This is a genomic window from Paenibacillus sp. O199, assembly GCF_001636635.1.
GTDB lineage: Bacteria > Bacillota > Bacilli > Paenibacillales > Paenibacillaceae > Paenibacillus > Paenibacillus marchantiae.
The window spans coordinates 76,922-99,581 of the sequence record NZ_LGRP01000005.1; the positions used below are offsets into that span (position 1 = coordinate 76,922).

The following is a 22,660-nucleotide window of genomic DNA, read 5'->3' on the forward strand; positions in this document are numbered from 1 at the left end:
TCCGAATCAACCTTGCGCAGTATTAAAGCATTAGCTTAAAACACAACGGTTTTATTTTCATGAACCAGTACACGATCTTCAACATGCCATTTCACAGCACGAGCAAGAACTACACGCTCAATGGTACGTCCAATGCGTTTTAACTCAGTTACATCATCCCCATGGCTTACACGCTGAACGTCCTGCTCAATGATTGGTCCGCCATCCAGCTCTTCCGTAACATAGTGAGCCGTCGCACCGATAATTTTGACACCTCGATTGTACGCTTGGGCATACGGTTTACCGCCAACAAAGGCAGGCAGAAACGAGTGATGAATGTTAATAATACGATTGCGGTAATGCTCAATGAACATCGGAGAAATGATCTGCATGTAGCGCGCAAGAATAATCACGTCGATATCATTACCAATGACGTCCAACTGGCGTTGTTCCGCTTCCTTCTTCGTATCCGCTGTAACCGGAATATGGTGATAAGGAATGCCAAATGATTCTACATAGTCCTTCATATCCAGATGATTGCTCACAACAAGCGCGATGTCTGCATCCAGATCGCCAGCCTGCCATTGCCACAACAGCTCAACCAGACAGTGATCCTCCTTGGATACAAAGATGGCAAGTTTCTTCTTGCGGCTAACCGCAGAAAGACTCCAATCCATTTTGAAACGGTTTGCCACTTCTTCGAAATCAGCTTCCAGCTTAGGCAGGTTCAACGATAATTGTGGAAGATCGAACTCGATCCGCATAAAAAACATGCCGCCAGCCGGGTCCATTGTGTATTGGTCCGACTGTACAATGTTTGCACCATGCTGGTGCAAGAAATGGGATACTGCGGCAACAATTCCCGGTCCATCCGGACAGGAAATGAGCATCCGCGCCCGATCGGCGCGGTTTTTAACATCAGGACGTACTTGTTTAGCGTGAATCTCCATCGGGTTATTCTTCCTCCTTCAACTAGGCCGTGACAAAAATTTCTTTTCCTGCAAGCCAGGCGATCAAACGATGATTCAGTTGTTCTTCATTCAAATGCGGGAACAATGCGGCTTCAGCCACGAGGTCATACAGACGTTCCAACGGCTCGCGTGGGTCGGCTTTCTTTGCTTTGGCATCATTTTTGAGCAATGTCCAGATATCCAGAACATATGAACGGGACTCAATCTCTTTTCCTTTGAAGAAATGATGCAATTGTTCCACTTCTGTCAGGAACTCGGGACCAAATCGACCAGCAACATCCCCGCGAAGCAATGCAATTTCTACTTCATACATAGGACGCTGAGTTTTGGCTTCTTTACCAATCCAAGGCGTTTCCAAAATAAACGGACGTCCCTGAAGAGCCTCGTGATGCACGATGCGGTTAATCGCCTCAAAACCAATCCAGCCAGAGCCAATCGGTGTATGACGGTCCTTGTGCGCACCCACAGGGTTCTTACTATCATTAATATGCATTACGGCAATGCGGTCAAGCCCTACCGTACGATCAAATTGTTCAAGAACACCGTCCAGGTCGTTCACGATATCATAACCCGCATCGTGAATGTGACATGTATCCATACATACAGTAAGGCGTTCATTGTGTGTAACCTTCTCCATGATCTGAGCGATCTCTTCAAAGCTGCGGCCCATTTCAGTTCCTTTGCCAGCCATCGTTTCCAGAGCGATGTTCACATCCGTCTCTTTCACTCCGTCTAGCACTTCATTCAAGCCTTCAGCAATACGTCCGATGCCGTAATGAGCATCCTTGTCCGTAAATGCGCCGGGATGCAGCACGATATTTTTGACACCAATCGCATGTGTGCGACGAATCTCTTCCTGAAGGAAACTTACGGCTAGCTCATACGTGTTTTCTTTGTAGGATCCGAGGTTAATAATGTATGGCGCATGGACAACGATATCTTCCATTCCGCCCTCTTGCATCGCAAGCTTGCCTTCCTCAATAAACATGGACTCAATAGGCTTGCGGCGGGTATTTTGCGGTGCACCTGTATATATCATAAACGAACTGGAACCGTACGAGGACGCTTCCTTCGTTGCACTCAATAATCCCTTGTCCGAAAAGGACACATGGGAGCCGATTTTAAGCATCATTAATCCCCCTTTTTCTGAATTATCCCTTATTCTAACGCGATTATCGAAATAAATCTAGAAATGCGCTATAATTCGGGATATAGGCTATTTTTTACAGCTGTAATTTGGAACATGGGTGGGCGGAATCCGTCTTTCCGTGAAAATCAATAAACCGAGGTGACTCCGCAATGATTTTCGGCTCCTACGCTTGGACGTTGACTAGTAGTTCCCCCAGCAATTGGTTTATGAACACGATCGCATTCTGGACCGTTCTTTTGCTTGGAAGTATGTGTGTTGGCGGATTTTTTATGATGCGCAAGTTTTTGAAAGTGCTTCCGAAGGCAGACGGGAAGTCGAAACTCGATTGGCAGAACCACTGGGTTGAAACCAGCCGTCATTTATGGACAGATGAAGCAAAAGCTTTTCTCGACCAGCTTGTAGAGCCTGTTCCTGGCCCATTTCGAGATATCGCCAAACATTCCATTGCAGCAGAAATCGGCAAAATTGCGTACGAAAATAATGCACCTGAAGTATCCAGAGATCATTGTATTAAAGGATACATTATAGCCACACCGAAGCGGGATAATAAGTTTCTGGTGAAATTTTTGGAGAAGAACCAAATTGACTATTCGCCTTATAAACATTTGATGAATAAATAGAAAATGGAATACAGCCGAACATGTATTAGGCTTACATATTTGCAAACATGCTCCGTCAGGTAAGTCATTCCCAGCAAGGCAGTGCTTACCGCCCGGGGCTGTTTGTCGATCCAATATTACATGTCAGCATAGTCAAAATAACAAGGAGGTCGCCAAGATGAAGATTGCGATTTGCGGAGGTACCGGTTTTGTCGGAGGAGCACTCGTTGATTACTGGCTTCAGACAGGCCATCATGTGAAAGTTATTACACGCAAACTGCCGAATTTACATAATCCCAGCCAAAACCTTACTTATGTCTCATGGGAACAGGTAGAGGAACAGCCTCATTTGCTGGAGGGAATGGATGCCTTGGTGAATCTGGCTGGAGAAACGTTGAATCAACGTTGGACAACAAAAGCGAAACTGGAGATTGTTGAATCCAGAGTGACTACTGTAGCACGCGTAGCCAAATTGATAGATTCACTGGAACACAAACCGGAGGTGGTCGTACAGGCATCTGCCATGGCAATCTATGGCACCTCTCCTACAGAAACATTTGATGAGAACAGTCCTCAAAAATCGGTGAATTTCCCATCCCGCGTTTCTCAACAATGGGAAGTTGCTGCTGATGCCATCAAACATGTGAGACTCGTGAAAATCCGCGTTAGCCTCGTGCTTGGTCATAAAAAAGGTGCTTTTCCATTAATGAAACTGCCTTATATGCTTGGTGTTGGGGGCAGGGTGGGAAGTGGCAAACAGTGGACCAGTTGGATTCATATTATGGATATTGTGCGTTTGATTGATTTCACGATCCAAAATAAAGAAATCTCCGGTCCGGTGAACGCCTCTTCGCCCAACCCGGTAACCAACGATGAATTCGGACGCACGGTAGGCAAAGTGTATCATCGTCCGCACTGGTTCCCCGTACCCGGAATTCTGATCAAAACACTGGTCGGAGAACTCTCTGTCGTGCTGCTTCAAGGACAGCGGGTTATCCCGCAAAAAGCGTTGGATCACGGATTCCAGTTCACCTTTCCTACATTAACCGATGCACTGGAAGATCTAAAACACCGGGGTCAATCCGACTGATCGATACGTGTAAACAGACTCAGCTAACGTAAAGGTATCCCCATCTTCCAGTGGATATTCTTTGTACGGAGCAAGAACATCGCCCTTGAGAATGGTTCCATTCACAGAACCCAAGTCCTTAATGACATAGCCCGATTTGTTCCGGCTCAATTCCACATGAGCACGGGACACACCGGTTGCTGAATCTACCCACTGGACCATGTCCGCCGATCGGCCAATAACAAACGATGCTCCTCGGACATCCATCCGTTCATTTTTGTCCCCTGTTGCTGATCTGCGTTCAAGATAAAAGGAAGGTACTACTAGACCTGCTCCCGTAATGCTTCCGCCAGCAACACTCTGCAAATTTACTGTAGCATCAGCCGCCGCATGATGACGAATGAGCTCCGATGTTGCAGCCACGGATTCGACAGTATGCTGAACAAAAGGTTCATCAGAAGCTTCTGATGGTATATGTAGATTTTGAAAGCGAGAATTTCCTGCTACAGATGACCTGGATTCAATAGATTGCCCCCGTTCTGATTGAGCATTTTGTATATCACCAGAGCTCTGTTGACTCGTGTAACCTTGTCCATAGGTGTTACCTTCTGGTGACATTTCAGTTGCATTCCAACGCCAGCTCTCCTGAAACATCTCTTCTTGGCTTTCTTTCTGCTTACCTTTGCCTCTTCCCAATCCAAAAAAAGCAGATTTCTTATTGGTAGAGCCCTCTTGTAATTCGCCATCTGCATATTCTTCATTCGGCATCTTTTTGCGTAGCAAATTGGATTTTGAATTTCCGAATTTCCCTTTGGTCACCCATGCCCAACCCGCGATCCCAAGCAAGCCAGCACTTAATGCTGCAGATAGAATCTTTTGTGTCTGCCCTGGTTGTTCCATATAGATGAATCTCCATACCAGCGCGATGGCAATCATACAGCCCAGAATGATATAGGTCGTTTTGGAAGAATCCTGCTTCTTGTCCTTCTCGTCCTTTTCCATATCATCGTCCTGTATTGAATCAAACGTTTGGCGCTGTGGCGGATTCGTAACACCTTTCGCTTGCAATGAGGACTCTATCGGTGAACGTCTGCCCGAAAATCCTGAAAAGGGTTTGTTAAGTGGTTTGTCATCCTCCGCAGTAGATATCCTCGGTTGATGATTTGATTTTAACTGCTGCCCAGCTTCGCCATTTCGATCCAACTGACGATACTGATCTTGCCCACTTCTATTGGAAAACAGATCATTTCCCTGCTCCGGAACTGCAGAAAGTGGCATTCCTAATTTACTGTCAGTTGAGCCGGATGACCCACGTGAAGACATAAACGTTGCCTGGCCTGAACCACTCTGCTCATCAGCATATAATTCAAGCAAAAGTTCACGCAGTTGTCTAATATCCCATTGTTCAATCTCACATAGCTGGAGGACACGCTGAATCCCTTCGCCCTGAAGTTCCTGAACATGGGCCATTAACCTAATAACCAGTTCGCGGAATTGCTGAGGCGTCGGATCGACCTCAACTGCATCGACAATTGGAATATATACTAAGCCAAGCTCTCCCAGTTCAAGTGAACCATTGATAAATATGTATTCTTCCTGAATCTGTAATTTACGCGAATCCAACATATATTGTCTACACTCTGTAAACGTATCTGCCAGCTGAAACAATAGACCATATAACACACGCAGCTTGATTTTTCCTGACTTCAACATTTGAGGTAACATCTTATATCCTGAAATATCGTATTGTAACGTTACATTTCGGTCTACCTCTCGAATATGAACGGGAAGAAGTCGGGGAATTTGATTGGAAGACAACATGCCCGTCTGCACACGGCTCAGTTCGTCCATTCGCAGCCCTTCCGCTTTCTCCAAAACCATAAACGATCCGCCGTTTCGAATGAAATCTCTCGTTAATCCATACATGCCAATCCTCTCTTTCCATTGCTTAGTTAAATCATGTAGATATAGGCGCTAATGAATCCTGGCAATACGGCCAGCATAAAAGGAAACTTCAATGTCTTTTCCTGATTGACCAGCTTGAGCGAACCGAGCATGAAGAAACCGGCAAGATTTCCTGCCATCCCGCGAATCCGCTTCGCAGAATCCCTTCGGAACAATAGAATGACTAATCCAATTGCCCCTGCGTACAAAACGGAGTAAATAATAACGTGAACGCCAAAGGCCAGTCCTGTCCAAGCTCCAATTCCTCCAAACAATTTCACATCTCCTGCACCCACTGCCCCGATTAGATACATTAGAAATAAGACACCAAACCCCATCGCGAATCCGGCTGCGGAGAACAGAACCCCCTCCCAACCTCCCCAGATAATATGGGCCACAACTCCCGCGACAGTCACTGGTAAGGTTAAACGATTTGGTATTTTCATCGAACGAACGTCTGTAACAAAAGCTGCAATCACATACAGACTACAGGCCAGGTAAAACCACTCCACCTCCACCATCTCCTTCCTTATTTTCTGGAAGCCACATTAAACTCGGTCACCGTCTTGGCACCATCCGCAGTCTCTACAACAAATGTCCATGTGCCTTCCGTTGTACGTGTACCAACAAACCAGTTCCACTCAATCACACCATTTTCGTCAGCAGTCGCCCACCCGATATGCTTGGCTGAACTTTCACCGGACTTGTAAAATATCGTTAAGTTCGCTGTAGCTCCGGGCTCCACTTGAACCTTAATTGTCGCGTTGTTGCCTATGTATGCTGGCTCCGGCTTGGATAGTACGGTTGCTGCTCCAGCTGAATCCGTGTCTCCCCCACTACTATTGGAGCCTTCTCCGGTATCTCCGATCCATACCCGTTCTGCCGCAGCCGCTTGAATACGTAAAGATTTCCCTAGAAAGGGGACTTTAACAGGCAATTCATAGCTCAATTCAAGCCGAAAGTAAGGATTCGTTTTATTTTTGAGATCAGGTATGGAAACACCGTTAACATGCACACGCTCTACATCCAGTACAGAAGTATTAATAAAAGGCTCAAGCAGCGGTTTAACGGTAGGATCAAGTACTGTCTCAAGAACGGATGTCTTCACCTCCTGTAACGGTTGTTCACCCCTGGCAGCAGCTGCACGTACCCAATCACTTAGCGGCTCTGGCAGTGAAGAGGCGTACTCTTCGGCCCATTCCGTCAGTGACAACTCCGGTATTTTCCACCCACCCTCCGAACCTTCACCACCTGCGGAATCAGAGGGGCTGAATACAAGGGAGACCGGATATATTTTCGTGGATAACTGCTTTACTGCCTCTCCTGCCGTGCTCTGCAATGCTGTTGATACCAACGTCATCTGTACGATGTAAATGAGGAACATGACAAAGAACAGGAATACAGGCAAAACCAGTGAGGCTTCCAAAACGATGCTGCCCATTTCCTTTTCTGATGAACCCGTCTTTTTTGGAGAACCTTCTTTTTTTGGAAAACGCACTTTGGAAACAGAATGTATCTGCTCAGTCAGAGACTTTAATCTTTCCAGTCTACGCACTCGTGTAAGTCGACTCTGTAATCGTGCCAATATTTTTTCCTGCAGATGCTGCTTATCCATAATCCCTCCACCGAAACGACCCAGATTACTCAATAGGAATAATCGGCCTTTCGATCAATGAAAAATCGCCCATCCTCTACCTGGTCTGCACTACCCATGAGAGCACCTATACTTCTTGTGACTCCTGGTAAAAACCACAATTTAATACTGCTGCGCATGTTTCCTGAAGCGTATGTCTGCTTCTCATCCGGATTCACGCCGGTATTCAATCGGATCAAAGCCAACATTCTGGACATTTTGCGTTCATTGTTGCTATGCATTAATAGGAACAAACGCAGATGGTCCCTGTATGTAAGCTTGACTTTGATATATTTGGACAATTCCACACTACCTTCTTTAGCCAGTTTCACCATATCTGCTATAGCGTTTGTAATTCCGTATAAAATTGCAGCAGATAATACAAGTAGTGGATTCCCAAGCTTGCTATTCTCAATTAGTCCTTCTGCAGTTCGAATCGCCAGACGCATGCCAAAGATCTCCGCATACGCAGCGGCAATGTTCCCCGAAGGATTATGAAAACCATAGACGATGTACTCCAATTCCTGATTTTGCAGTTTGAACACTTCACCAGCATCTCCACTGCCTTCAGTCCAGCCCAACAATTGCCCAAAATCCATGGAATTGAAATACGCCAGTGCGTACTCATTCTGAAACAATTCATCACCAAGACTATCTAGTAAATTGGACATCCCGCCGAACAAACTGTCCATTCCGTTCATGGCATCACCACCAGAGTCATACGGATCGCCAGCAATCTCTGCCTTTTTGGCTTCCTCACGGCTCGCTTCGTTAAAAGCGATGTTGGCGTTGTAGTACTCCTCCAGCTGTTTGAAGGCTTCCATGGAGCCGGAGCTCCCCTTTTCGATTTGTGACAATATGCGTTTAACTTCCTTCAACTTCCCTTTGGATTCCTTATCATTCGCTTTGCGCTGGGCATCAGATCCGCGACCGCTCTCCAACAGCTGTTTGCTTTGGAGAATAACATTGGAGGGACCACTTCTTACATAAGTGTCCATGTATCGTTCCGTGACCTGACTAGCCTGTCTAACCCCTGGTTTAATGGAAACACCACTCATTACCGTAACAGTGCGAAGCTGCGTATTAAGCTCCATACTGTCATTTCTGACATTGGTGAAATCCGAATTTTGTGAGCGTACATGTGCATTTAACTGATCAAACAGCGTGTCAGCTCTTACAAGTTCCGAAGCAAGGGAGCGTGTACTCTTGGCTTCACTTCCCGATCCGGTAGACGGAGGGCTCGTCCCAGGCAGCGTTGAGTTGCCTACGTTTTCATAACTGGCATTCTGTGAACGGTTCTCCCCTTCAGCGATTACCCGCTTCATTTCCTCATTGATCTTGCGAGCTTCTTCAATCTTAGCTTGGGCTTCCTCCAATTTTGTCTGGTGAGCCTGCAATGCTGGTTGTATGATCGTGCTTATACCTGTCGCCACATTCCCTACACCTGTCCGATAACGAGCTAGCTCTAGCATGTACTGTTGCTGGTTAAATGGCAGCCCTTCATCCATTTGTTTTTTGTTAAGATAATCCGCATAACGCGCCGCTGCTTCGGCAGCTGTCTCTGGCGTCTCTCTTAACATCTCATCGTAAATGGCAGAGGAGGGCGGATTCATGATCAGTGCAGGCAGACCCTTCAGCTTATCGGCGGATTCCGTCTGATTGGCTATTGCTTCGTCCAGCAATTCCTCACGTTTGTCATACAGTTTTTGCAATTTTTTGAGCAGATCCACGGTATGAGCAGCTTCTTTCATCTCTTCTGACATCGGCTTAAAACGGTTGACCACTTCCAGGGTAAAATCAACCGGCGCACGATATTTCATATCCTCCTGGATCTGGCGATTAAAAATATCGTATCTGCCCAGTTCACGCTCCATGCTTAGTGAAGTCGTATCCCATTGGATATCCAGAATGGGAAACCCATCTTTCACAGCCGAGGGCTTCACACTATCATTCAGCACCTTGGCCATAATGGAGTCACCACTGCTGTCACCGTATCCAAATAGACCATACTCCCGCAAGGAAGTATCGTAGGCTGACATCACAGATCTCATCGCTGCATGCGTCATTCGTTCTGCCTGTACTTTGAAAGCAGCAATACGTGCATAATCAATGAAAATGGAAACAAACATAAAGATTCCAGCCAAAATCAAGATCAAGAACACGGTTACGGCTCCAGATTCACCGTCTTTTTTTCTGAACAGTGCTTCCTCCTCCTTTCCTCATTTTTTGGTTTTGCCAAAATGCTGTACAACCTGTCCCGCTTCAGCGGCAGTACTGGCTGCGGCTCCGCCCTTGCCTTTAAACTTGGCTGCATAATAACGGACCAGATCCACCGTTCGGATGAATTCCGTCGGCTCTACAACTGCAGATGAACCTTGTGTTAGTACACTGTTACCTGAATCAAATAAAAAAGAAGGCAGCGGTAAAGAAATCACCTGCTCCAGCTTAGTCGTTACTTTTCGCTGGATCAGCGAGTTCTGATATTCAATTGTCCCGTTCATGCCAGAGGGCATACCTTGTGCCGCTTGGGACAGTTTCTTTTCCGATAGACTTCCGCCTTCCCCTGCGGGTACTGACACAATAACCTCATTGTCCGCTCCCACCCAACCAAACAGTGCTCCGAGCAATCGATCATCGGTCAGTCTCCAGTACAAGTTGTCATGTTCCCCAGCAACAACTTCTCCTGTCATCGCCTGCTTGTGGCTGTTATCCCAGCTGTAGGCGGCACGTTCAGAAGCTGCATACGCATGCTGGTTCAGAAATGTTTTCTGATACATGTACATGGAGAAAAATAAAAGTAACACGAGAATAAACAACACAATAGGGAAGACCAGGGAGGCTTCAATGGTGAAGCTCCCTTCTTCCTTTTTCAATTTACTTACCCGGGAAAAATTCATTGCTTTTCGTGTCCACTTTACTAAGCAGGCTCGTAATTAATGCTGTTATTTGATTTTTGAATATTAATGCAATAATGATAATTACGCCGATAATCAGAATGAGCTCCAACGTACCCAGCCCGTCCTCTTCCTTCCAAAGTCCAATTACTTTGCTTTTCATTAATTCCAGCATCCCAATTCCTCCTACATATTCATCATCATAAAAGCAGGTGCCCCGATCATCACCACAATCGAAAAAAAGATCAGTACCATCGGAAACACCAATTTGGAAGAAGCCTGTTCTCCCTTAGCCCGACTAACGGCCTTGCGTTTCTCCCACAGCACATGGGACAGATCACGCAGCGCCAATACAAAGTCACCTCCCCCTCGCCGGAAATTCAGCAGCACTGTTGTTGTAAAAATCGTCACTTCCTGTACACCACAGCGGCGGCTGAACTGTTCAAAGGATTGTTGAAACGAGTATCCGTTGTTCCAATCCCCGACCGTCTTTCGCAGCTCATTATAGAGGGGATGATTCCGTTCTCCCTGACTGGCTACACAGTGAACAATGGCACGCTGCACCGTTTCTCCCGCACCAACTAGCAGAACAATTCGGTTCAATAACTCCGGCAGCTCCATGAGTATGTCCTGATCTCTTCGCTGTACTTTGGTGTTAAGATCTTTGTAGAGCGCAAAGGGCAGTGCAGCACCGAGTGCCAATCCACCTACCATACCCCCAAGCCCCATGTCCCCAACGAGCGCCAAAAGGCAGCCTACGAGCAACATCAGCCACGAATAAGTCAGCATCTCAGCACAGTAGAGCATCGTTTTCTCTCCACTATGCTGTATGCCATACATTTTCTGAATGGCATGCTGCATACGGAACATGAGCACAGGCAATCTGCGGCCCACCTCGAACTTGTCCAGTAAAAACAAAAAGGGGCCATGCAGCTTCTTCAGACGTATTCCTTCCATATCCAGTTTGCGCAAATGTCGGTAGGTCTGCCCTCGCGTTCGATCAAGCACCAGCCACCCTGCTCCGAGCACCCCTCCGAAAATAACGGGAAGCAGCATCGTGTCAGCTCCTTATACTTTGATATCCATAATGCGTGTAATCCACAAATAACAGCAGGCAAGTAACGCCAATGCCCCGCTGGAGATCATATATCCCATCCCGCTGTATAACGGCTCCATAAAATCCTTGGCCGTAAAGTTTAGAAAAATCAGAAAAATAAATGGAGCGGCAAACATCACTTTAGATTCAAACTTCTTCTGTGCCACCGCTACCATGATGTCCTGCTGAATATCCAGCTTCTCACCAATTACCGCCGAGGTTCGCCTTACCACTTCGACCAGATCTCCACCCGTTCGCTTACATGTGATGAACACATCGGCAAAGTTTGTGATATCCTCAATTTTGGCCCGATCCGAGAAGTTTTGCAGCGCCTCTTCAATGGGCTGACCATATTCCATCCGCGTCCTCAGAATGGTGAATTCACGAATGAGATCTGTATCCGCCTCAGGATTGAGCATGCGCAGATCCTCCACTGATTCCTTAAAACCGTTCTCTACTGATTTTCCCGCAGCCAGCGCAGAGGACAACGCATATAATGCCTGCTTAAAATGTAAACTGAGAGTCATTCTTCTTCGTTCCAGCAGTACTTTTGTCCAGTGTTTTGGTACCCATATACACCCCGCAGCCAATATCAGTCCGGCCAACCACTGATGATAGAACAGAATACCGACACCAAAGAACAACAAACCACTAATCAGCATGCAGACAATCCGCTGTCTTCGAGATAGCGTATATACGGTGTAGTCCGTTAACGCTTGTCTGGCCTCACCCAACTTCATCACCTACCAATAAAATCGACTATTTCACGTTGTTATCCGATCCATTCAACTCATCACTATTGCGTTCTATGTACTCGTTCAACCATTCCGCTAGCCCAGCCATCTGAATTTTATCCACTTGTCTCAGTGTTCCAACTTGCACGAGTCCGCCAATAATCTTGCCTTCTTTTTCTTCGATTTCCTGGAAACGAAACAGTGGATTGAGCAGTACTTCTCCGTCCTGCATGCCAATCACTTCGCTAATCTCGGTCACCCGACGTGAACGATCACGCAGCCGGGATAAATGTACAAAGATATCAATGGCCGAGCTGATCTGCTGCCGGACAACCGCAATGGGAAGATCCGCTCCGCTGAGCACCATGGTCTCCAATCTGCTGATCATATCGGAGATCGTATTGGCGTGACCCGTGGACAACGAGCCATCATGTCCAGTGTTCATGGCCTGCAACATATCCAGCGCTTCTGCCCCCCGCACCTCACCAATGACAATTCGATTTGGACGCATCCGCAAGGATGACTTGATCAGATCACGAATAGATATTTGCCCCTTGCCTTCGGTATTGGCATTACGCGTCTCCAGCGATACCAGATTGGGTACCGTGACAATCTGTAATTCAGCAGAGTCCTCAATCGTGATGATCCGTTCATCCGCCGGGATAAACTGAGATAATGCATTTAGGAAAGTAGTTTTCCCCGACCCGGTTCCGCCGCCGATAAAAATATTGTATTTGCTGCGTACCAACTGCTGCAGCAATTCTGCCGCTTTCTCATGCAGGGCACCTTTACCAATCAGATCGGACATCTTCATCGGTTCACTTGGGAATTTCCGAATCGTCATAGTCGGACCCTTCAATGCAATAGGAGGCAACACGATATTGACCCGAGAGCCGTCTTTCAACCGCGCATCCACGATTGGAGAAGACTCATTCACAATCCGGTTCACCCCGGATACAATCATCTGGATAATGTCTTCCAGTCGTTCCCTGGACTCGAACTCCAGCGTGATCTGTCTGACTTCACCTTCCTGCTCAACGAAAATCTCCCGGTGGCTGTTAATCATAATCTCCGTAATTTCGGGATGATCCACCAAGGGTTGCAGAATATCCAGCCCTCGAAAGGAGTCGAATAACCGTTGTACCAGCGTATGACGCTCCCCGGAGGTCAGATCATCCAGTTTCGGGTCAGAAAGTACTTTACGCTCGATTCCCTGCCACAGTTCTTCGTCTCCCGCAGAAGAAGTTAAATCCAGGCCTTCCCTGACCTCACGACGCATGATCTGAAACTGCTCTTCACGGTCCAGTATCATCTTGGATGAATCCATCACAGTGACCACCCATCACCCTTCTGGATTCGTCCTGTCTGCTTCAGTTCTTCTTCCCCATCCTGTACGATCATGGCGCATAGCCTCTTCACTTCGCGTTGAAAAATCGGTGAGCTGAGCATCACTTCCTCCTGACTCAGCTGCTTCCAGGAAGGGATATACGGCAGCACTCCATCCAAATGCAGATCAGATCTTGGCAAAGCATTGATGACGCTGTCCCGATACTTGTTGACAATGAAGCGGGCACGATCCAGTACACTTTCATGCAGATCCGGCCACGTACGCTCCATGTGCTGAATCCATTGACCCCAGCGGTGCATGGAAGAGATGTCATCCTCCACCAGCCACACGAATGCATCGGCAGCATCGAAAATCCCCTCACTGCGTCCATCCCAACCTGAGTCCCCATCCAGAATGAGCACATCATATTGCCCGCAGTCCGCCAAATACCGAATAAGGCTCTTCGTATCCTCACGGGACATTTGCAGCAATTCCTTCCGATTCGATAATGGCCAGAATACATCCGACTTCAGCACTTCGTGACGAAGTACATATCCGTCCACCCCTTTGGAGGAAGACTGTGCTTGTCCCTGTTTGCCCGATTCCTTCCTGCCCACCTTCAAATCGTAAAGAAGACGTGACAGCCCTGTTTCTGCATCGAGTGTACGCTGCCCACTTCTAGACAGACCTTTCTCCAGAAACGGCATCGAGCTATCTAACGTCTCCAGATTGAGATACAGAACAGCATATCCTGCAAGCCCAAGCTGCTTCGCCATATGCATCGCCACCGCAGTTTTGCCACTCCCGCCGGAAGCTGATACAACTCCAATAGAAAGTGTCTCCTGTCCTGGACGATGGGTTTTCTTCCGACGCGGCTGCCGACAAGCATTAAGAACAGCATCCATCAGCGTAGGCAATGGTTGATATTTCATCAGCCGTTTATCCTCATCCACCTCATCTAATCCTTCACTAAGCATCAACCATGGAATACCCGAGGTTTCGCCACCGTGACTCAGCCAGCTGTTCAGAAATTCCGGTTCCGCAATCACCAGGTCCGGCAGTTCCCTGCCTTCCTGTTCGTTCATGTGATCCCTGAACGCTTCCCATTGTGAAAAGGCGGTAAATCGTATACTGGAGCCGGACGGGCTGCCTTGTACAAAATCAAGCCAGGCGCTGATATACTCTCTGTCTTTAGAAGCCAGCACTGCCTTAAGAACAATCAATTCTTCTCCCCTCCCTGCAAAAAAAAGCACAAAAAAGCACCGTCCAATAACCGCAAAAATATGCAGTGTATGGACGGTGCTTCCGTCACGTGCTATGAATGTATGGATAATATAGCATACAATTTCTGGAGGAGCAAGGGATTTATTCAAACGCAAATCATTCAAGAATGATAAGGGGCATCGAACTCAATAATATTGCGGTCAGGATCAAGTACAAAAATCTGTGCAAACCCGGCAACACTATCTGGTCTTGCCTCATATTCAATTCCCTGCTGTTCCAGCCAGGCCAAAGTCTCTCTGTAGCTCTTCACCCAGATCGCAAAATGTCCATCTGTTGTATCGATGCCAGCCTCACGAAGCGTATGTCCCTGCGGATGCTGTAATAGATGAAGCTGCTGACTACCAAGGGCATACCAAGTGCCTGTGGAGTTGAAAGGCGGACGTTCAATCTCCTGCATACGGAGCAAACCGGAATAGAATTTCTTCGCAACTTCCAAATCACGTACAGCCAAACTCACATGGTGTATATGTGCATATTCAATCATTTCTTTTGACCTCCTTCCTGAAATAGCCTTCCTTCAACTTCCCATCAACTCTAAATTTAATCGCTTACACGACTATACTATAACACCTTGGACTCTGACCACAACGCATACAAAAAAAGAAAAACACCCCTGATTGAATTCAGCGAACCTGTCGGTTCACACAAATTCATATCAGAAGTGCCTTCTCCAGAAGATCCACATCATAAGCAACTTTACCAGGTTAACTTCTCATCAGAGAGAATCACACCCGCTTAGCCTTGCGCTTATTATTTAGCACTATCCAATGCTTCTTGCGGGATTTTAATCTCTTTCACGCCATTATGGTTAGAGAACGTGCTGGTCATCTTCATGTCCATCGAGATTTTCTGTCCTTCCTGCTCCATATTCATAACCATGTTGACATCCGTACTTGCAGGCAGGTAGGTTTCTTTGTTGATCATATATTTCATTTTCATGCTGGTAATATTCATTTGATCAAGCATCGCTTGAGTTTGGGCATCCGATCCATTTTGCTCCATAACCGCTTTGGCCAGTTCCTTCACGTTATCACCGGATACGTCAGCGTTAATGACGTAGTTGTCGCCTTCTTCCGTAATTTTGGTGTCTTCGGCAATCTTTTTGAATTGCTCCAGCTCACCTTCCGGATTCATGCTTGCCTGCATCTGCTCAATCAGTGGTTTCGTTTGCTCGTCAGGAATTTTGACCCACTGGTTCCCCACCTGCGAATAAATCTTATCCGAAGTGATGTACTGCTTCACATTCTGCGCTTCCTGTCCGGACATTTCCATTTTCATCTCCTGATAGATCATCATCGGATCTTTGATGATATCCATCTTCAGTGATGTTTTCACCTGTTGATCCTGGGACTGCTCACCAGCCACCAGTTTCAAATTTTGATCGATATTGGCTTCCGTAGTGAAGCTTTTCATATCTTTAGTAGCTGCATTCGTTTTCTCAATTAACTCGTCCAATGTAGGGATCTTTGTCTCCTGCTCCGCAGTTGTATTCCCCTCGTTAGACGTTTCGTTTCCAGCTGGCGGCGTTGCTGTACTGTTATCTGCATCGCTACTGCAAGCTGTCATGCTTACTGCTAATAATGCCCCAATAATTAATGTAGTCCACTTCTTCAAGTTATTTGCCTCCCAAAATAGAGTTGATCCGTACTCATTACCCAATTATTTCTGTTATTAATCAATCGTCACCGATAAAATATGTCACACTTCAGCCTTTCAAAGGAATCGATCCTTAATTTCAGGTGTAGGCAGCATGCACGCTTCATCTTTACCGAACCAGCGATATCGGTTGCGAGCTACAGTGTTATATATGGCATTTCGAATAAATTTCGGTACAATAATCAACACGTACAATAATGGATAAGGGAATTTCAAACCTTTGGCCAGACGCAGCGCTGCGGTTGAACGTGTATAATATTTTCCATCCTCAATGAGTACAAAAGTATCCATGCTGTCCGTGGACAGATTGCCCTTCTCCAGCAATTTTTTCGCTACATCCGATTGGAGTGATGCAAAATGATATTTCCCCTCAGGGTCACGCTTGATAATCCACTTCGTTAATCCTTGGCAGAAATGACAGACTCCGTCCACAAGCACAATCGGGTGTCCCTGATGCTGATCCGTTTGATTTACTGTCATAATCGCGGCCTCCTCATGTGTGCTATTAGCATAACTTACCCGTTTTGAGTCATCTCGGTCGCTTTTTCACATTTTATTTAAGTATAACGGAAAATAGAAAAAGAGCGCAGGCTCTATGCCCACGCTCGTATCTGTTTTGGCAATTACTCGGCAATTGCCTTTTCCATCCATTGGTCGTCGATCATCTGTTGGTGCAGGTCACCAGCCCACTGGTCCATGCATTTGCAAATGAAATCTTTGCGACATACCGGACAAGGTGTTTTCTGTAGACGGCTGATATTGGTCAGCTTCCATTCCGGGGAATGGGAGTAGAATACACGGCATTGTGTACCGTCTACCAATTTCATTTTAAATTCATACAATCCGTCTTCCTTGTTGCCACTAGCTAATTCTAAATTTGCAATACGCGGTCTATAAGACATGGATATCACCTGTTAATTCAAATTTGGTTCATGCATTGACACTTCTTAGTACTAAATCATATTAAAGAAATTTTAGTTCGATGTCAACTCACGCACATTTACCCACCAAATAGAATATCAAGAATGGTACCCACCTGACCCTGTTTTTTCCCTTTCAACACATCCGGATCGAATACTTCTACATATCCACAGGAAGAACAGGCGACGAAGAGATAATGATTGTGCTGAATATCAAACATTTTGCTAAGTCCTGCTCCTGACATGGATACTTCCTTAATATTGCAATCCGTACCCCTGCATTTGGTACATACAAATCGTCGTTCTATCATCTCTTCAATACTCATTGTCGTTCCCCCTTATTCGAATGTATGACTTCAAGCAAGAGTAGATTATGTAAAATAGTACGCTGTTCAACATGCAATCTCCTGCATCTCATCTGTATTATAAAATACAAAACCCTGCCGAAGGCCGGCAGGGTCTTGTACTCGAACATCAGGTATCCAAAGATACCCTGCTCTATATGTTCCCTTTACTCCTACGAGTCAGGTCTTAAACTACATTAAGTACCACATCAATATTGCCGCGTGTTGCTTTGGAGTAAGGACAGAAATCATGTGCCTTGCGTGCAAGATCCTCTGCTTGACTGTGATCCACGCCAGGCATGCTCACATCCAAACGTACAGACAGTTGGAAACCATCATCTGCCGGATCTTTGCCGATGGATACATTACTTGTGACCACCACATTCTCCAATTTCACGCCTGCTTTGCGTGCCACATTGGCAAGAGCACTTTCATAACATGCACCGTATCCCGCTGCAAAGAGCTGCTCAGGATTGGTTCCTTCACCACCGGAGCCTCCAAGTTCTTTTGGCATTTTCAGATCATGCTTGAGCACGCCATCCGAAGAAGCCACCGAACCTGTACGTCCACCTTTAACTGTCGCTGTTGCTGTATATAAAGCTTCCATTAAGAATCTCTCCTTCACCTTTAAGTTTTTTGTTGCCTACAATTCAATTTAAACTTCTGGCTCATTTTGAAACGTTGTTGCTCCTTATTCAGCTTTTACATCTTTATCTTTTTCATGCATTGGGGATGAACACAGGTAATTTATCCAGGGTTGGGTAATATACTAAGGCACAATTCACTCTCCGGTAATTTTTGTCCTCATACACAAAAGTTGCACTAGACAAAAATAATTGAAGGAGTACAATGTAAGTATCAACATAAACGTTTAGACATATGTGAAGTCGTTTAATTACGCTTTTAAGATTTTGGTTTCAATGTTCCAATTTAATCAAAGGAATGACACCGTTCCTCTTCATATAGAATATCAATACTTCAAAGTCGGGTGATTATATTATGAGTAAAAAAAATCCGTTCAACACTCCTTCAAATGAGCCATTGGCTGCGGGCATGGCCCCATCTCTCGGGGAAGCCCACAGCTCCATGAAGGTGCCTCAGAACGCTGCTTGGTGGAAAAAGTTCCTTGCTTTTGTTGGACCGGGTTACCTCGTTGCCGTTGGATATATGGATCCCGGGAACTGGGCAACGGATATTGCGGGTGGTTCACAATTCGGTTATACGTTATTGTCCGTTATTCTGATTTCGAACTTAATGGCTGTTGTGTTACAGTCTCTCGCTGGCAAGCTCGGGATTGTCACAGGACGGGATTTGGCGCAAGCCTGCCGCGAACGATTCAGCATGCCTGTTGTGATCGTATTATGGATTTTGTGTGAGCTTGCGATTGCAGCCACTGACCTTGCCGAGGTTATTGGTTCAGCCATCGCGCTCAAGCTGCTGTTTAACATCCCCATGTTATACGGCGTCATTATTACCGCTGTCGATGTACTGGTCATTCTTTTGCTGCAAAATAAAGGCTTTCGCGCATTGGAATCCCTCGTAATTGTACTGATGGCTACCATCGCCCTCTGCTTCGGGATTGACCTGTTTCTCGCTAAACCAGATATGGGTGGCGTCATGCATGGTTTCGTACCGAATGTCGAGATTTTGCAAAATCCGGCTATGCTCTACATCGCCATCGGGATTATCGGTGCAACCGTCATGCCCCATAATCTGTATCTGCATTCTTCCATTGTGCAGACCCGTCAGATTGAACAGACACCAAAAGGAAAAAAAGAAGCGATTCTGTATTCCACCATGGATTCAACCATCGCTTTAACGCTAGCTCTGTTCATTAATGCAGCCATCCTGATTGTGTCTGCTGCCGTGTTTCATAGTGCGGGTATGACCCAGGTGGCGGAAATTACAGATGCTTACCATCTGTTGACACCTCTGCTGGGAACCACCATCGCTAGCATCCTGTTCGGTGTAGCCCTGCTGGCTTCAGGCCAAAACTCAACACTCACCGGCACGTTGTCCGGACAGATTGTAATGGAAGGCTTCCTGAACATTCGTATTCCAGCGTGGCTTCGTCGACTGGTTACACGTCTGATCGCTATCATCCCGGCCGTCATCGTAACAGCCATTGCTGGAGAGCACGGAACAGAAGAACTGTTGATTCTTAGCCAGGTTGTGCTGTCTCTGCAGCTACCCTTTGCCGTCATTCCGCTGGTAATGTTTACGAGTGACAAAAAAAGCATGGGGGCTTTTGCCAACAAGCTGTGGCTCAAAATCATCTCCTGGATCATTGCCGGAGTTATCGTTGTCCTGAATGTGTATCTGATTATCCAGACCATTCTGTTGTTCTAGGTTAAACGGAATTACGCCGTATTTTGTCTAACTCAAAAAGGCTGATCAACTCAAGTAACGTACCCCTTGAGACGATCAGCCTTTTATATGTTAGAGCAGCAGCCTAATTATACCGAATAGTTCATAAATACTGCTCTTATTTAGTTGTCTGAATTTTGAGTTACCATTAACAAAGGAAGAAGTTCCTCCAGTGATTCAATAGTCCAGTCTGGACGCTCAGCATCCGCAAGCTCCGGCTGGAATCTGCCATAACCCTGCAAAATCCGGATCGTGTGCATACCCAGCTTCTTAGCCGGAATAATATCATTATCAATCCTGTCGCCGATCATGACCGCTTCCTCAGGTTTGCACCCCGCCTGTTTCAACGCTACAGCATACAATTCAGGATCAGGCTTGGACACTCCTTCTTCAGCCGAACAGGCCAGCACATCCACATACTTGCGCAAGCCGTAGCTATCCAGCCGATTTTCCGTCCCCGGACTCTGATTGGCAATGATACCAATCTTATAGTGTTGCGACAACGTCTGGAGAACAGCGTCGGCTGACGCAAAAGGGCGCTCAAGCTCTTTGCGGAACTTCAGCTTCTCCTGTATCTGTTCCCGGTGCCCCTCATCGCTGATAAGGGTACGAATAGCCAATTTCATCGGCCATTGCTCGTAATTTCGGTAGGAGGCGGCAAATATATCTCGCACCGTCTGCATCTCCACCTGATAACCAAGCGCACAAGCTTCACGAACGAACTGACCGATAATATCATCTACCGGCTCCCATTCGTCCACGAGCGTATCCCCCACATCAAAGAACAACCATTGTATTCCACGTACATCCGGCACGCCTATTCCTCCTCGTTAGCCACAGGAAATCCATATCCCTATTTCCCAAACCATAAAAAAGAAGACCCACCAACATGCATGAGTCTCCTCAAGTTTCCGTTTATTTATGATTTCAATTATAACAGGCAGCTGACACTGGATCAATCACAGGAATAGTACTAGCCACTAGCCATTCAGTAGAAACCCAACTTCCCCATTCAAGGAATACACAATACGGTCTGCTCCCATTCCCCGATAGATCCCTTTGGGGTGGCTTTGTTCCGTAATGACACACAGGGACTTGGATGTCCAGGAGCGGCAGATCTGCAAATATCGACAGGTCAGGTTTAGGCTATTTTCAAAAATAAAAACATTGCCGACACTACCTTGCGGCAAAAACCATTTCTGAGCAGCAGCTGTGTTCATGCGAATGACATGCTCCACACCGATTCTCCGGAGCCTGCGCTCTTCCCCTGCACTGTTGGTCAGAACGGCAAACGGCATTTTTTTGTACATCAGCAATTTGATAAATTTACGTCCTGCTTCATTTGGAGCAGTCACTAAGATCATCTCTTTATCCATCATTCGTTCCTCCCTTGGCGTGAAAAGACAACAAAAAAGAAGCGTGGGGGACCAAGGCCTCCCGGACGCTTCTTCAATAATCCATAGCAAAAAGACACTATGAACCAGCGTACGGCTTGTTGCCTCTCCCTTTAACGCTTACGAGGTTAGCTGACGGATTCGGGCGCGAGAGTCGCCCTATTTCCGGCTGTCACCGGAAAATTCACCCCATGGATGCCTACTGTCCTGGACAGTTCATCCTGTTGGTTCCCCCGTTTCCCACCCATGAATGAATGGAAACTCAGCGATTAAAACATCGTTCTTTTATAATCATTAATCAGAGCGATATTATCGTTTGTTTCGTTTTTCATGTAAAATTTAATTTAAATTGGAATTACGATATGAATCATACACCCGTGCCATATTGGTGTAAAGTCTGCGCAGATCACCGAATCGACGGATTTTTGCCATTACACTTCAATAATAGCGCTTACAACGTATCCATTCTCTACCCATCTCATCAAAGCTCTCTAATTCTCTCTTTAGCGAAATTCAGGTAGCAAATCAGTCACAGATCATACACGACAGCTTCAAATTGAGTTAAAAAAGCAATATTAATTTTGCATTATTTAATTGTAATCAATATAATAGAAGAAAGAAGAATATGAAATGGAGGCGATTTTCATGTCAGTCTACGACTACAAAGTAAACACCCTTCGCGGTCAGGAAGTTGAAATGTCCAACTATCGTGACAAAGTACTGCTTATCGTGAATACAGCAAGCCAATGCGGCCTCACACCTCAATTCAAAGGTCTGCAAGAGCTTCAGGATAAGTTTAAAGACTCCCCATTCGAAGTTCTTGGTTTTCCAAGCAACCAGTTTGCACAGGAAAAAGGCTCTTCTGATGATATTGCCGAGTTCTGCCAGATGAACTATGGTGTTAGCTTCCCGATGTTTGAGAAGATCGATGTGAATGGTTCAAGCGCTCACCCTCTATTCCAGCACCTTACCAAAGAAGCACCAGGCGTACTCGGCTCCAAAGCCATCAAATGGAACTTCACCAAATTCCTTGTGGATCAGAACGGACGTGTTCTGAAACGGTATGCTCCCAAAACAACACCTGATAAAATTGAAGCGGACATCAAAGAATTGCTTAAATAACAAGTAAAGGCCATCCGACCCCAGCAGACAGAATGAGCATGCATTCAGGGGAATCGGGTGACCTTTTTTTGTCTGGCCCATCTGTACTGTAAATAAAACAAAAAAAAGAAGCTTCCCATACGGGAAGCTTCTTCTTTATCGTTCTTATGATGCGGTCGAGAGGACTCGAACCTCCAC

At 46.2% G+C, this 22,660-nt stretch carries 24 protein-coding genes, 1 pseudogene and 1 riboswitch; of the genes and pseudogenes, 4 read left to right on the forward strand and 21 right to left on the reverse strand.

All coding sequences use genetic code 11. From position 1 onward, the window contains the following. Positions 1 to 35 precede the first annotated feature (35 nt). A complete protein-coding gene (purU, locus tag A6049_RS09435) occupies positions 36 to 929 on the reverse strand; it encodes a formyltetrahydrofolate deformylase (protein ID WP_063564406.1) in 894 nt (297 codons plus the stop codon). Between the two features lie 22 nt (positions 930 to 951). Then, on the reverse strand, positions 952 to 2,079 hold the full coding sequence (locus tag A6049_RS09440; protein WP_063564407.1) for a deoxyribonuclease IV: 1,128 nt from the start codon (positions 2,077 to 2,079) through the stop codon (positions 952 to 954). Between the two features lie 170 nt (positions 2,080 to 2,249). Here A6049_RS09440 and A6049_RS09445 point away from each other — a divergent pair, with 170 nt between their 5' ends. Together A6049_RS09445 and A6049_RS09450 are read left to right on the forward strand one after the other, a co-directional pair. Beyond that, positions 2,250 to 2,720: a DUF2621 domain-containing protein gene (locus A6049_RS09445; RefSeq protein WP_063564408.1), complete on the forward strand. Its 471-nt coding sequence runs from the start codon at positions 2,250 to 2,252 to the stop codon at positions 2,718 to 2,720. Between the two features lie 157 nt (positions 2,721 to 2,877). Next, on the forward strand, positions 2,878 to 3,789 hold the full coding sequence (locus A6049_RS09450) for a TIGR01777 family oxidoreductase (RefSeq protein WP_063564409.1): 912 nt from the start codon (positions 2,878 to 2,880) through the stop codon (positions 3,787 to 3,789). On the opposite strand, the gene A6049_RS09455 is transcribed toward A6049_RS09450, so the two are convergent. The 16 genes from A6049_RS09455 to A6049_RS09530 all read right to left on the reverse strand — a co-directional run bounded on the left by A6049_RS09455 (position 3,763) and on the right by A6049_RS09530 (position 18,207). Beyond that, positions 3,763 to 5,694 (reverse strand): DUF6382 domain-containing protein, encoded by a 1,932-nt coding sequence (locus A6049_RS09455; protein ID WP_063564410.1) that lies wholly within the window; start codon positions 5,692 to 5,694, stop codon positions 3,763 to 3,765. The two genes, A6049_RS09450 and A6049_RS09455, sit on opposite strands and share 27 nt — an antisense overlap. Before the next feature lie 26 nt (positions 5,695 to 5,720). Further along, positions 5,721 to 6,233 (reverse strand): A24 family peptidase, encoded by a 513-nt coding sequence (locus A6049_RS09460; protein ID WP_063564411.1) that lies wholly within the window; start codon positions 6,231 to 6,233, stop codon positions 5,721 to 5,723. Positions 6,234 to 6,241: 8 nt separating this feature from the next. After that, positions 6,242 to 7,327 carry a pilus assembly protein gene (locus A6049_RS09465; protein WP_095206030.1) on the reverse strand — a complete coding sequence of 362 codons (1,086 nt, stop codon included), beginning with the start codon at positions 7,325 to 7,327 and terminating at the stop codon, positions 6,242 to 6,244. A 29-nt stretch (positions 7,328 to 7,356) separates the two neighbouring features. Further along, the gene (locus tag A6049_RS09470) at positions 7,357 to 9,507 is read right to left on the reverse strand and encodes a hypothetical protein (protein ID WP_095206031.1); all 2,151 of its coding nucleotides are present in this window, start codon (positions 9,505 to 9,507) and stop codon (positions 7,357 to 7,359) included. A 57-nt stretch (positions 9,508 to 9,564) separates the two neighbouring features. Then, the gene (locus A6049_RS09475) at positions 9,565 to 10,242 is read right to left on the reverse strand and encodes a TadE/TadG family type IV pilus assembly protein (RefSeq protein ID WP_063564413.1); all 678 of its coding nucleotides are present in this window, start codon (positions 10,240 to 10,242) and stop codon (positions 9,565 to 9,567) included. Then, entirely contained in the window at positions 10,220 to 10,414 is a 195-nt protein-coding gene (locus A6049_RS09480; RefSeq protein ID WP_063564414.1) for a Flp1 family type IVb pilin, read from the reverse strand. Before A6049_RS09480 ends, A6049_RS09475 begins: the two co-directional genes overlap by 23 nt. An 11-nt stretch (positions 10,415 to 10,425) precedes the next feature. Then, the gene (locus A6049_RS09485) at positions 10,426 to 11,295 is read right to left on the reverse strand and encodes a type II secretion system F family protein (protein WP_063564415.1); all 870 of its coding nucleotides are present in this window, start codon (positions 11,293 to 11,295) and stop codon (positions 10,426 to 10,428) included. A gap of 12 nt (positions 11,296 to 11,307) precedes the next feature. Continuing rightward, positions 11,308 to 12,069: a type II secretion system F family protein gene (locus tag A6049_RS09490; protein ID WP_240321361.1), complete on the reverse strand. Its 762-nt coding sequence runs from the start codon at positions 12,067 to 12,069 to the stop codon at positions 11,308 to 11,310. A 25-nt stretch (positions 12,070 to 12,094) separates the two neighbouring features. Beyond that, positions 12,095 to 13,396 carry a TadA family conjugal transfer-associated ATPase gene (locus tag A6049_RS09495; protein WP_240321362.1) on the reverse strand — a complete coding sequence of 434 codons (1,302 nt, stop codon included), beginning with the start codon at positions 13,394 to 13,396 and terminating at the stop codon, positions 12,095 to 12,097. Then, positions 13,396 to 14,619: a nucleotide-binding protein gene (locus A6049_RS09500; RefSeq protein ID WP_063564417.1), complete on the reverse strand. Its 1,224-nt coding sequence runs from the start codon at positions 14,617 to 14,619 to the stop codon at positions 13,396 to 13,398. Before A6049_RS09500 ends, A6049_RS09495 begins: the two co-directional genes overlap by 1 nt. Positions 14,620 to 14,780: 161 nt before the next feature. Further along, a complete protein-coding gene (locus tag A6049_RS09505; protein ID WP_063564418.1) occupies positions 14,781 to 15,164 on the reverse strand; it encodes a VOC family protein in 384 nt (127 codons plus the stop codon). A gap of 266 nt (positions 15,165 to 15,430) precedes the next feature. Further along, a complete protein-coding gene (locus tag A6049_RS09510) occupies positions 15,431 to 16,294 on the reverse strand; it encodes a DUF6612 family protein (protein WP_063564419.1) in 864 nt (287 codons plus the stop codon). Between the two features lie 99 nt (positions 16,295 to 16,393). Further along, positions 16,394 to 16,816 carry a thiol-disulfide oxidoreductase DCC family protein gene (locus A6049_RS09515; protein ID WP_063564420.1) on the reverse strand — a complete coding sequence of 141 codons (423 nt, stop codon included), beginning with the start codon at positions 16,814 to 16,816 and terminating at the stop codon, positions 16,394 to 16,396. Between the two features lie 143 nt (positions 16,817 to 16,959). Then, the gene (locus tag A6049_RS09520) at positions 16,960 to 17,238 is read right to left on the reverse strand and encodes a hypothetical protein (protein WP_024629327.1); all 279 of its coding nucleotides are present in this window, start codon (positions 17,236 to 17,238) and stop codon (positions 16,960 to 16,962) included. A 98-nt stretch (positions 17,239 to 17,336) separates the two neighbouring features. Further along, positions 17,337 to 17,582 carry a zinc ribbon domain-containing protein gene (locus A6049_RS09525; protein WP_024629326.1) on the reverse strand — a complete coding sequence of 82 codons (246 nt, stop codon included), beginning with the start codon at positions 17,580 to 17,582 and terminating at the stop codon, positions 17,337 to 17,339. Between the two features lie 205 nt (positions 17,583 to 17,787). Then, positions 17,788 to 18,207, reverse strand: coding sequence for an organic hydroperoxide resistance protein (locus A6049_RS09530; RefSeq protein ID WP_063564421.1), 420 nt, complete (start codon positions 18,205 to 18,207; stop codon positions 17,788 to 17,790). A 446-nt stretch (positions 18,208 to 18,653) separates the two neighbouring features. Here A6049_RS09530 and A6049_RS09535 point away from each other — a divergent pair, with 446 nt between their 5' ends. Beyond that, entirely contained in the window at positions 18,654 to 19,949 is a 1,296-nt protein-coding gene (locus A6049_RS09535; protein WP_063564630.1) for an Nramp family divalent metal transporter, read from the forward strand. Between the two features lie 140 nt (positions 19,950 to 20,089). Here A6049_RS09535 and A6049_RS09540 read toward each other — a convergent pair whose 3' ends face one another. Both A6049_RS09540 and A6049_RS09545 read right to left on the reverse strand, forming a co-directional pair. Continuing rightward, complete coding sequence (locus A6049_RS09540; RefSeq protein WP_161490571.1) at positions 20,090 to 20,782, reverse strand: HAD family hydrolase; 693 nt, start codon at positions 20,780 to 20,782, stop codon at positions 20,090 to 20,092. A gap of 165 nt (positions 20,783 to 20,947) precedes the next feature. Beyond that, complete coding sequence (locus A6049_RS09545) at positions 20,948 to 21,346, reverse strand: HAD family hydrolase (RefSeq protein ID WP_228469185.1); 399 nt, start codon at positions 21,344 to 21,346, stop codon at positions 20,948 to 20,950. Positions 21,347 to 21,463: 117 nt separating this feature from the next. Further along, positions 21,464 to 21,639: riboswitch (cyclic di-AMP (ydaO/yuaA leader) on the reverse strand. Between the two features lie 367 nt (positions 21,640 to 22,006). Between A6049_RS09545 and A6049_RS09550 the strand changes: the two genes are divergently transcribed. Continuing rightward, the gene (locus tag A6049_RS09550; protein ID WP_024629320.1) at positions 22,007 to 22,483 is read left to right on the forward strand and encodes a glutathione peroxidase; all 477 of its coding nucleotides are present in this window, start codon (positions 22,007 to 22,009) and stop codon (positions 22,481 to 22,483) included. On the opposite strand, the pseudogene A6049_RS34555 reads toward A6049_RS09550, so the two are convergent. Then, positions 22,462 to 22,527, reverse strand: a pseudogene (locus A6049_RS34555) (hypothetical protein); the annotation flags it as partial. The gene A6049_RS09550 and the pseudogene A6049_RS34555 sit on opposite strands and share 22 nt — an antisense overlap. Positions 22,528 to 22,660 lie beyond the last annotated feature (133 nt).

What these genes read in the sequence shown, in the direction of transcription:
- purU (WP_063564406.1), bottom strand. Translation starts at nt 929, where the DNA reads ATGGAGATTCACGCTAAACAAGTACGTCCTGATGTTAAAAACCGCGCC.
- A6049_RS09440 (WP_063564407.1), bottom strand. Translation starts at nt 2,079, where the DNA reads ATGCTTAAAATCGGCTCCCATGTGTCCTTTTCGGACAAGGGATTATTG.
- A6049_RS09445 (WP_063564408.1), top strand. Translation starts at nt 2,250, where the DNA reads ATGATTTTCGGCTCCTACGCTTGGACGTTGACTAGTAGTTCCCCCAGC.
- A6049_RS09450 (WP_063564409.1), top strand. Translation starts at nt 2,878, where the DNA reads ATGAAGATTGCGATTTGCGGAGGTACCGGTTTTGTCGGAGGAGCACTC.
- A6049_RS09455 (WP_063564410.1), bottom strand. Translation starts at nt 5,694, where the DNA reads ATGTATGGATTAACGAGAGATTTCATTCGAAACGGCGGATCGTTTATG.
- A6049_RS09460 (WP_063564411.1), bottom strand. Translation starts at nt 6,233, where the DNA reads ATGGTGGAGGTGGAGTGGTTTTACCTGGCCTGTAGTCTGTATGTGATT.
- A6049_RS09465 (WP_095206030.1), bottom strand. Translation starts at nt 7,327, where the DNA reads ATGGATAAGCAGCATCTGCAGGAAAAAATATTGGCACGATTACAGAGT.
- A6049_RS09475 (WP_063564413.1), bottom strand. Translation starts at nt 10,242, where the DNA reads ATGAATTTTTCCCGGGTAAGTAAATTGAAAAAGGAAGAAGGGAGCTTC.
- A6049_RS09480 (WP_063564414.1), bottom strand. Translation starts at nt 10,414, where the DNA reads ATGCTGGAATTAATGAAAAGCAAAGTAATTGGACTTTGGAAGGAAGAG.
- A6049_RS09485 (WP_063564415.1), bottom strand. Translation starts at nt 11,295, where the DNA reads ATGCTGCTTCCCGTTATTTTCGGAGGGGTGCTCGGAGCAGGGTGGCTG.
- A6049_RS09495 (WP_240321362.1), bottom strand. Translation starts at nt 13,396, where the DNA reads ATGGATTCATCCAAGATGATACTGGACCGTGAAGAGCAGTTTCAGATC.
- A6049_RS09505 (WP_063564418.1), bottom strand. Translation starts at nt 15,164, where the DNA reads ATGATTGAATATGCACATATACACCATGTGAGTTTGGCTGTACGTGAT.
- A6049_RS09515 (WP_063564420.1), bottom strand. Translation starts at nt 16,816, where the DNA reads ATGACAGTAAATCAAACGGATCAGCATCAGGGACACCCGATTGTGCTT.
- A6049_RS09520 (WP_024629327.1), bottom strand. Translation starts at nt 17,238, where the DNA reads ATGTCTTATAGACCGCGTATTGCAAATTTAGAATTAGCTAGTGGCAAC.
- A6049_RS09525 (WP_024629326.1), bottom strand. Translation starts at nt 17,582, where the DNA reads ATGAGTATTGAAGAGATGATAGAACGACGATTTGTATGTACCAAATGC.
- A6049_RS09530 (WP_063564421.1), bottom strand. Translation starts at nt 18,207, where the DNA reads ATGGAAGCTTTATATACAGCAACAGCGACAGTTAAAGGTGGACGTACA.
- A6049_RS09535 (WP_063564630.1), top strand. Translation starts at nt 18,654, where the DNA reads ATGGCCCCATCTCTCGGGGAAGCCCACAGCTCCATGAAGGTGCCTCAG.
- A6049_RS09545 (WP_228469185.1), bottom strand. Translation starts at nt 21,346, where the DNA reads ATGATGGATAAAGAGATGATCTTAGTGACTGCTCCAAATGAAGCAGGA.
- A6049_RS09550 (WP_024629320.1), top strand. Translation starts at nt 22,007, where the DNA reads ATGTCAGTCTACGACTACAAAGTAAACACCCTTCGCGGTCAGGAAGTT.